The 8473-nt window shown below is 39.1% G+C and carries 8 protein-coding genes; 7 read left to right on the top strand and 1 reads right to left on the bottom strand.

Going from position 1 to position 8473, the window contains the following annotated elements; translation table 11 throughout:
• Positions 1 to 590 precede the first annotated feature (590 nt).
• The 3 genes from mdtJ to ACYUCW_RS09555 all read left to right on the top strand — a co-directional run bounded on the left by mdtJ (position 591) and on the right by ACYUCW_RS09555 (position 2522).
• Positions 591 to 1031 carry a multidrug/spermidine efflux SMR transporter subunit MdtJ gene (gene mdtJ / locus ACYUCW_RS09565; protein ID WP_004242769.1) on the top strand — a complete coding sequence of 147 codons (441 nt, stop codon included), beginning with the start codon at positions 591 to 593 and terminating at the stop codon, positions 1029 to 1031.
• A gap of 1 nt (position 1032) precedes the next feature.
• On the top strand, positions 1033 to 1365 hold the full coding sequence (gene mdtI / locus ACYUCW_RS09560) for a multidrug/spermidine efflux SMR transporter subunit MdtI (protein ID WP_004247986.1): 333 nt from the start codon (positions 1033 to 1035) through the stop codon (positions 1363 to 1365).
• A 380-nt stretch (positions 1366 to 1745) separates the two neighbouring features.
• Positions 1746 to 2522, top strand: coding sequence for an SDR family oxidoreductase (locus ACYUCW_RS09555; protein WP_460408468.1), 777 nt, complete (start codon positions 1746 to 1748; stop codon positions 2520 to 2522).
• Positions 2523 to 2551: 29 nt separating this feature from the next.
• Here the strand turns inward: ACYUCW_RS09555 and ACYUCW_RS09550 are convergent, their stop codons facing one another.
• Complete coding sequence (locus ACYUCW_RS09550) at positions 2552 to 2896, bottom strand: RidA family protein (protein ID WP_004242773.1); 345 nt, start codon at positions 2894 to 2896, stop codon at positions 2552 to 2554.
• 85 nt (positions 2897 to 2981) lie between these two features.
• Here ACYUCW_RS09550 and ACYUCW_RS09545 point away from each other — a divergent pair, with 85 nt between their 5' ends.
• From ACYUCW_RS09545 to fadD, 4 genes are all read left to right on the top strand, one after another.
• On the top strand, positions 2982 to 4919 hold the full coding sequence (locus ACYUCW_RS09545) for an ATP-dependent DNA helicase (protein WP_080591810.1): 1938 nt from the start codon (positions 2982 to 2984) through the stop codon (positions 4917 to 4919).
• 93 nt (positions 4920 to 5012) lie between these two features.
• Positions 5013 to 5714: a tRNA (adenosine(37)-N6)-threonylcarbamoyltransferase complex dimerization subunit type 1 TsaB gene (tsaB, locus tag ACYUCW_RS09540; protein WP_004251334.1), complete on the top strand. Its 702-nt coding sequence runs from the start codon at positions 5013 to 5015 to the stop codon at positions 5712 to 5714.
• 90 nt (positions 5715 to 5804) lie between these two features.
• Positions 5805 to 6398 carry a Slp family lipoprotein gene (locus ACYUCW_RS09535; RefSeq protein ID WP_004242776.1) on the top strand — a complete coding sequence of 198 codons (594 nt, stop codon included), beginning with the start codon at positions 5805 to 5807 and terminating at the stop codon, positions 6396 to 6398.
• 302 nt (positions 6399 to 6700) lie between these two features.
• Positions 6701 to 8389, top strand: a complete 1689-nt coding sequence (fadD, locus tag ACYUCW_RS09530; protein ID WP_004242778.1) for a long-chain-fatty-acid--CoA ligase FadD — start codon at positions 6701 to 6703, stop codon at positions 8387 to 8389.
• Positions 8390 to 8473: the final 84 nt, after the last annotated feature.

Genomic DNA, 8473 nt, shown 5'->3' with positions numbered 1-8473 from the left:
CGCCCGTCGAAGCAGGAACCCGCCGAGGTGATTCAGACATCAGTCTGAACGCAGTAGGGATCCACGTCCTTTAGGGCGTGGAGGATGTCAATAAGCATAATTACTGCGATATAAATGAATAAATTAATAACAAGTTCAGCTAAGAATTGATTAACTATGCAGTGTATTGCAATCTTCAACTTAAAACCTAAATAAAACCAATCAATCACCTAAAAAATTTTTGCAGAAGATCCTTGCTTTAAATAATTCGGCATGATAGAAATATCATGTAACATTTATCCATATTATATGAGGGTTCGGAGTATATCGTGCGGATGGTCTGCGCGATGAAAGAATAAATAATCATGACTAGCGCCAAAAGCGTAAAAGTTAAACGTTCTACTTATAAGTTATTCCTTTCTGCTATTTTATCCAGCGAACACTACTGGTGTGGCGCATTATAGAAATTTCTCATCCTACTTCCTGATATATCAGGAAATAACGTTGCCTTAACGTTCGGTTTTATACCGCCAGAAAGACTATCTGCATATTCTCTATCTTCTGCGCAAGAAACGTTTAGGCGTGCTTTAAACGTGTATGAGAGATGAAAAATGATTTATTGGATATTTTTAGTTTTAGCTATTATCTGTGAAGTGATCGGCACTTTATCAATGAAGTATGCCAGTGTCAGCGGTGGTTACACTGGTATGATCGTTATGTGGTTAATGATTGCCACTTCCTATATCTTTTTAGCCATAGCCGTAAAAAAAGTGGCATTAGGTGTAGCTTATGCACTGTGGGAAGGTATTGGAATTGTCATTATTACAACATTTAGCGTGCTTTGGTTTGGTGAATCACTGTCAGCATTAAAATTAGGTGGTTTAGCAATGTTAATTGCGGGGATCACTCTGATTAAGTCAGGCACTAAAAAATCGGCGGTTGCTAAAAAAACAACCGATTCGGTAAAAAATATTGCCGGAAAAGCCAAACAGGTTGCTACTGTGGTAAAGGGAGTTAATAAGCCAATTTCTTCTAATGTTAAAGAGGCTTAATATGTTAGCTCAATTTGAATGGTGGCATGGTGCTTTTCTTCTTCTTGCTGTTGTGCTTGAAATCGTGGCCAATATATTCTTGAAAATGTCTAACGGTTTTAGTCGTTGGGGGTTGGGAATATTGTCATTGCTTTGTGTGTTAGGCGCATTTAGTTCATTGGCAATGGCCGTAAAGGGGATAGAGCTTTCTGTTGCTTACGCACTATGGGGAGCTTTTGGTATTATTGCCACTATCGCCGCTGGGTGGATCTTATTTAATCAACGCCTAAATTATAAAGGATGGAGTGGAATTATATTATTATTAGTCGGTATGATAATGATTAAATTCGCTTAACTCTATTTTACATAGCAAAGTAAAGCATATTAAATAAAAAAAGCTAAGTTTCTTGTAAACTTAGCTTTTTTGTTTCTATAAATATCTATTAAAAACGATGTGTTTAAAATAACAAAAATTTATATTAAAAATAACCTTACTATTTCAACACTAAAAAGAGTGAAATTTGAAGATGCAATAGAATCTATCACTAACAACGGTGAGTATATTGCATTTATTATGCTAAACGCAGTTGCTATTAATTTATCATTGATGTTACTTTTCATGATAATTAAAAAAGAAAGGAGTTGAAATGAAACGGATATTAGTCGCGGGAGCAACAGGATATTTGGGTGGTTTTTTAGTTCAAGAATTAAAAAAAACAAGGATATTGGGTACGTATTTTAGTTAGAAATCATCAACAAGCGACAAAGTTTGCTGATGTTGATGATATATTTATTGGCGAGATCACAAAACCAGAGCAACTTTCTTTGATTGCTCAAAATATTGATTGCGTGATATCAACGGTAGGGATCACTCGGCAAAAAGAAGGGTTAACCTATATGGATGTGGATTATCAGGCAAATGCCAATTTATTAGAAGAAGCGATTAAATCGAAGGTTAATAAATTTATTTATATCTCGGCTATTGATGGCGAAAAACACCGAAATCTAAAGATTTTTCAAGCAAAGGAGCGCTTTGTTGATAAATTAAAACAAGCCAATTTAGCATACTGTATTGTAAGACCTAATGGCTATTTTAGCGATATGGGGGATTTTTTGCAGATGGCGGCATCAGGTAAAGTTTATTTATTTGGTGATGGCGAACAAAAAATAAATCCTATCTCTGGAAAAGATTTAGCGCAATTTATTGTCGAGAAAATGACAACCAATATAAATGAATTCACTGTAGGTGGACCGGATATTCTATCTTTGAATCAAATATGTGAACTCGCAGGAAGCGTATTAGATAAAAAAATTAAAATAATCCATTTACCCGATACGTTAAGAAAAATAACTATTTTTACGTTACGTCATTTTACGAGCCAAAAATTTTATGGGCCATTAGAGTTTTTTTTAACTTTTATGGCAAACAGTCATATTGGTATATGTTATGGGCATGATCATTTATCAAATTATTATATTGAATTAGCTGATCCGACATATAAGAGAAAATAGTACCCGCATGTGCGGGTGCTAATAAAAAATTAGAGAGCAGCGATGATTTTAATTTCTACTTTATATTCAGGATGCATGAGTTGAGCCTGAACGGTACAACGTACTGGCGCGCTCCCTTTAGCAACCCATGCATCCCATGCTTGATTCATACCTGCAAAATCGGCTTTATCTGCTAAAAATAGTGTTGCATCAAGGATCTTACTTTTATCCGATCCCACTCTTTGTAATAACACATCAATAGCAGCTAATGTATCTGCAGTTTGTTCGATTATATCCCCTGATAAGTTTTCAGGAACTGCAGTGTAATAGACAGTATCATTATAAATAACCGCTTCAGACCAACGGTCCTCTGGATCGATACGTTTTATAGTCACGATAAATTCTCCTTTGTATTAACAACGTGGGTGGTACTTTTAGCTATCCACTGGCATAATTTACGTCTTATTTTATAAAAAGAGTATGCCTGTGTCAGACGATTTTGCAGAAAACGGGATTTTAACCCGACGCGTTCCTGGATTTCATCCCCGTGAAGCTCAACGACAAATGGCGATATCAGTAACAGAGGTTATTGATAAACAAGGTGTGCTTATTGCAGAAGCGGGTACTGGGACAGGGAAAACCTATGCCTATCTTGTGCCTGCATTACGTTCTGGGAAAAAAACTATCATTTCTACCGGATCTAAGGCATTACAAGATCAACTGTATAGTCGTGATCTCCCCACCATAATAGAAGCGCTAGACTACGATGGTACAACGGCTTTATTAAAAGGTCGCTCTAATTATTTGTGTTTAGAACGTTTAGATCAGCAAATGCTCAGTGGCGGTGATTTAGAAGCAGAAGTACTTGCTGATGTTATGCATGTACGACAATGGTCAACGCAAACAGAAGATGGTGATATTAGTCGCTGTCATAGTGTGGCGGAAGATAGCAAAGTATGGCCACTGGTGACTAGCACTAATGATAATTGTCTGGGCAGTGATTGTCCTCGCTACAAAGAGTGTTATGTATTAAGTGCCCGTAAAAATGCGTTAGCCGCTGATGTGGTGATTGTTAATCATCACCTTTTTATGGCAGATACGGTAGTAAAAGATACTGGCTTTGGTGAGCTGATCCCCGATGCGGAGATAATGATCTTCGATGAGGCGCATCAAATTCCTGATATAGCGAGCCACTACTTCGGTCAACAGCTCACTAGTCGTCAATTATTCGATCTAGCGCGCGATATGATTGTGGCGTATCGCACTGAGGTGCGTGATCAAGTGCAACTGCAAAAAAGTGCTGACCGTTTAACTCAAATGGTACAAGATTTTCGTCTTAGCTTAGGTGATACGGGTTTTCGGGGTAACTTAAGGGAACTATTACAAAATAAGGAAACCAAACGCTATTTAACCTTATTAGATGATGCGTTAGAGCTAAGTTATGATGTAATGAAGCTCTCTTTAGGGCGTAGCCAATTACTGGATAGTGCGTTTGAACGGGCAACACTTTATCGTAATCGTTTAAAACGCCTAATTGATACGACGATTGCCGGATACAGTTATTGGTTTGAAAGCTATGGTCGTCATTTTTTACTGGCGATCACGCCACTTTCGGTTGCTGATAAATTTCGTGAGCTGATAAAGTCCCATAAAAGTAGTTGGATATTTACTTCTGCAACACTCTCTGTAGATGAAAAAATGTCTTATTACACAGATAGATTAGGACTGGAAAATGCCACAACATTAATTTTAAATAGCCCATTTGATTATCAACATCAAACGTTGCTCTGTGTACCACGTTATTTACCTCCGTTAAATCAACCATACACTGCGAAGCGTTTAGCCGCTATGCTGGCTCCTGTGATCTTAAAAAATCAGGGGCGTTGTTTTTTTCTTTGTACCTCTCACGCTATGATGCGTGGATTAGCCGAAGAGTTTAAAGCCAGCTTACCACTTCCCGTGTTAATGCAAGGCGAAATGGGGAAATCGCAATTATTGAAAAAATTTGTTTCCTCAGGCAATGCGTTACTTGTTGCGACACAAAGTTTTTGGGAAGGGGTGGATGTCAGGGGAGATACACTTTCTTGTGTGATCATTGATAAATTACCCTTTACCGCACCTGACGATCCATTATTAAGAGCACGTATTGAAGATTGTCAATTACGTGGTGGTGATGCATTTCGGGATGTACAAATCCCTGATGCGGTGATCACTCTAAAGCAAGGCGTCGGGCGTTTGATCCGCGATATACATGACTATGGTGCCATTATTGTTTGTGATGATAGATTAGTTTCAAGGCCTTATGGGGAAGTGTTTTTAAGTAGTTTGCCCCCATCACCACGAACCCGTTCATTAGAAAAAACCAGTTATTTTTTAAGCCAACGGGCGCAACGAAATGAAATAGTGTCGGAGTCATAATAGTGATTACATATGATGTGTATTTATTCTGTTGAATACTATTATGATATTATTCTTTCTCTTTTTACTTATTGAATCTGCCGGAGTTATGGCGTGTCACTGCGAATTTTAGCAATTGATACCGCAACTGAGTCTTGTACTGTTGCGGTTTGGAATGAAGGTGTCGTTGCTTCACGTTTTGAAATTTCACCGCGTGAACATACACAAAAAATTTTACCAATGGTGAAAAGTGCTTTAGAAGAAGCCAATTTATCACTGCAATCCTTAGATGCCCTCGCTTTTGGTCGTGGTCCGGGCAGTTTTACCGGTGTTCGCATTGGTGTCGGTGTTGCGCAAGGTATCGCACTAGGGGCTAATTTGCCACTGATTGGTATTTCTTCTCTTGCCACTATGGCAGAAGGCGTTTTTAGAACAACAGGCATTAAGCAAGTTTTAGTCGCCATTGATGCCCGTATGGGGGAAATCTACTGTGCCCAATATCAGCGTAATGACGCTGGCATTTGGTCTGGTGAAGAAACAGAAGCGGTAATGAAACCAGAACAATTTGCCGAAACGCTACAAGCTATCACCGGTCGCTGGGCAATTGCGGGTACGGGGTGGCAAGCTTATCCTGATTTAGCTTTATCATTGCCTTTTACCGTGGTTGAAACGCAAATTACTTTGCCTGCGGCACAAGATATGTTGCCACTTGCCGTTACCGCATGGCATGAAGGGAAAGCAACTAAAGTAGAAGAGGCCGAGCCTGTTTATTTACGTAATGAAGTCACTTGGAAAAAATTACCAGGACGGGAATAGATTGTTAGCGATTTTCTGTTAGAAGTGACAGAGTGACGCTATAGTTATCTTAGCGTGTAACGTACTTAATGACGTACAAAGAGGTGGTTTATGAACAGACAATTAAACTACCGTTTGGTAAGTAAAGCGCTATTTTTATCTGGCGCTCTATTACTAACGGGCTGCGTCTCTATACCTGAATCTATTAAAGGGACAACAGCAACTCCTGTTACTGACTTAAATGTAGTTCTAGCGGCACCGGAGCTTTATGTCGGTCAAGAAGGTCGTTTTGGTGGGCGAGTGATTGAGGTTAAGAATCTACCTTCATCAACCCAGTTAGAAATTGCTGTGATGCCACTTTCTCACTATGATGCGGCTCCTGAGTTACAGCAACCTTCTGTTGGTCGTCTTTATGCGAATGTTACCCATTTTTTAGATCCAACAGATTATAAAAATCAGTATGTCACGGTAGTGGGTACGATCAAAGGTGTAAAAACAGGCAAAGTGGGTGAAGCCGTTTATCCATTTTTACGTATCGATGTTACAGGAATGAAACGCTGGACATTAACGCAACAAGTTATTATGCCTGCGCCTGTTATGACATGGGGATACTATGGTAATGCCCCTTACTGGTATAATTATGGCTATGGTGGCTATGGGGCATATCCATATGGCACTGGCCAAGTTGTCCCCGTTTTGGAGTAATAAACTAGAATAATCGTTAATGACGATATAATATTTTACCTTTATGAGTTTGAAACGGTGTATAATCAATGCCTGTAATATATTGGATGGCAATTATCTAATATAATTATTAAAGATGAAGACAACAAAAGAGAGGGCGGTTTTGACCGCCTTCTTTTTTGTTAAACATAAAAAGAAAAAATTTAGTGATACACTTCGCATCTTCACAACAGAAAATTGTTTGTGCTGGTAGGATGAGTTAATACTTTGTTAAAAAGAAACATAATATTAACCAAGAAGTGCGATTAATCAGGAGTACTACTTTGGAAAAAGTCTGGCTTAAACGTTATCCGGCAGATGTTCCGGCTGAAATTGACCCGGACCGTTTTGCATCTCTTGCGGAGATGCTTGAAAACGCTGTCGCAAATTACGCAGATCAACCCGCCTTTATCAATATGGGCGAGGTCATGACTTACCGCAAACTAGAAGAGCGTAGCCGTGCTTTTGCCGCTTATTTGCAAAATGGCTTAGGATTGAAAAAAGGTGATCGTGTCGCCTTAATGATGCCTAACTTACTGCAATATCCTATAGCGCTTTTCGGCATTCTTCGTGCCGGTATGGTAGTGGTTAATGTAAACCCACTCTACACACCAAGAGAGCTTGAACATCAGCTTAATGATAGTGGCGCCACAGCTATTGTCATTGTTTCTAACTTTGCCCATACGCTGGAAAAAATCGTCTTTAACACCAGCATTAAACACGTTATTTTAACACGTATGGGAGATCAGCTATCTCGTCCTAAAGCGACACTGGTTGATTTTGTGGTTAAATATATCAAGCGATTAGTCCCAAAATATAATTTGCCTGACGCGATATCATTTCGTCGAGCGATGCATTTAGGCTACCGAATGCAATATATTAAGCCAGAAATTACTGGAGATGATTTAGCCTTCTTACAATATACTGGTGGTACCACAGGAATTGCGAAAGGCGCGATGTTAACTCATCGTAATATGTTGGCTAATCTAGAACAAGCTAAAGCCGCTTATGTTCCTGCACTTAATGTAGGGAAAGAGCTGGTGGTAACCGCTTTACCCTTGTATCACGTCTTTGCTTTAACCGTGAACTGCTTGTTATTTATTGAAGTTGGCGGGAAAAACCTACTGATAACGAATCCACGAGATGTTAAAGGTACTATTAAAGAGTTATCGCGTTATCCTGTCACGGCGATTACCGGGGTAAATACACTATTTAATGCTTGGTTACATAATCCTGAGTTTCGTCAACTTGATTTTTCTAAGCTCAACCTTTCTGTTGGTGGCGGAATGCCCGTACAAAGTAGTGTTGCGAAAGAGTGGGAAGAATTAACCGGTAAGCATCTATTAGAAGGTTATGGTTTAACTGAGTGTTCGCCTTTAGTAACAGGTAACCCTTATAACCTAAAAAAATACAGTGGTAGTATTGGGCTTCCTGTACCTTCAACGGAAGTAAAATTTATGGATGATGAAGGTAATGAAGTGTCTCGCACCGAAGGCGGTGAAATGTGGGTTCGTGGCCCTCAGGTCATGAAAGGCTACTGGAATCGTCCTGATGCGACAGCAGAAGTACTACATGATGGATGGGTTGCCACAGGTGATATTGCCACAATGGATGATGAAGGCTTTATCCGCATCATTGACCGTAAAAAAGATATGATCTTGGTTTCAGGATTTAATGTCTATCCTAATGAAGTTGAAGAAGTGGTTACTGCGCACCCGAAAGTTTTAGAATCAGCAGCTATTGGTGTACCGAGTAAAAGCTCGGGTGAGACTGTGAAAATCTTTGTTGTCAAAAAAGATCCCTCATTGACAGAAGATGAACTTAAAACTCATTGTCGCCGTTACTTAACGGGTTATAAAGTACCTAAGATTATTGAGTTTCGAGAAGAGCTGCCTAAGTCAAATGTTGGTAAAATTTTACGCAGAGAATTAAGAAATGAAGAAAAACAGTTGAAAACATCAACTGGATCTTGATACAACAAAGTATAACCTTTGATAAATTCGCCGGTTTATACCGGCGTTTTTGTCTTTACGAAAAAGTCATTAGACATAAAAACA

The organism is Proteus sp. MB838 (genome assembly GCF_054767435.1).
The sequence above is the reverse complement of the archived record's forward strand: the minus strand, read 5'-3'. Positions and strand labels throughout refer to the sequence as shown.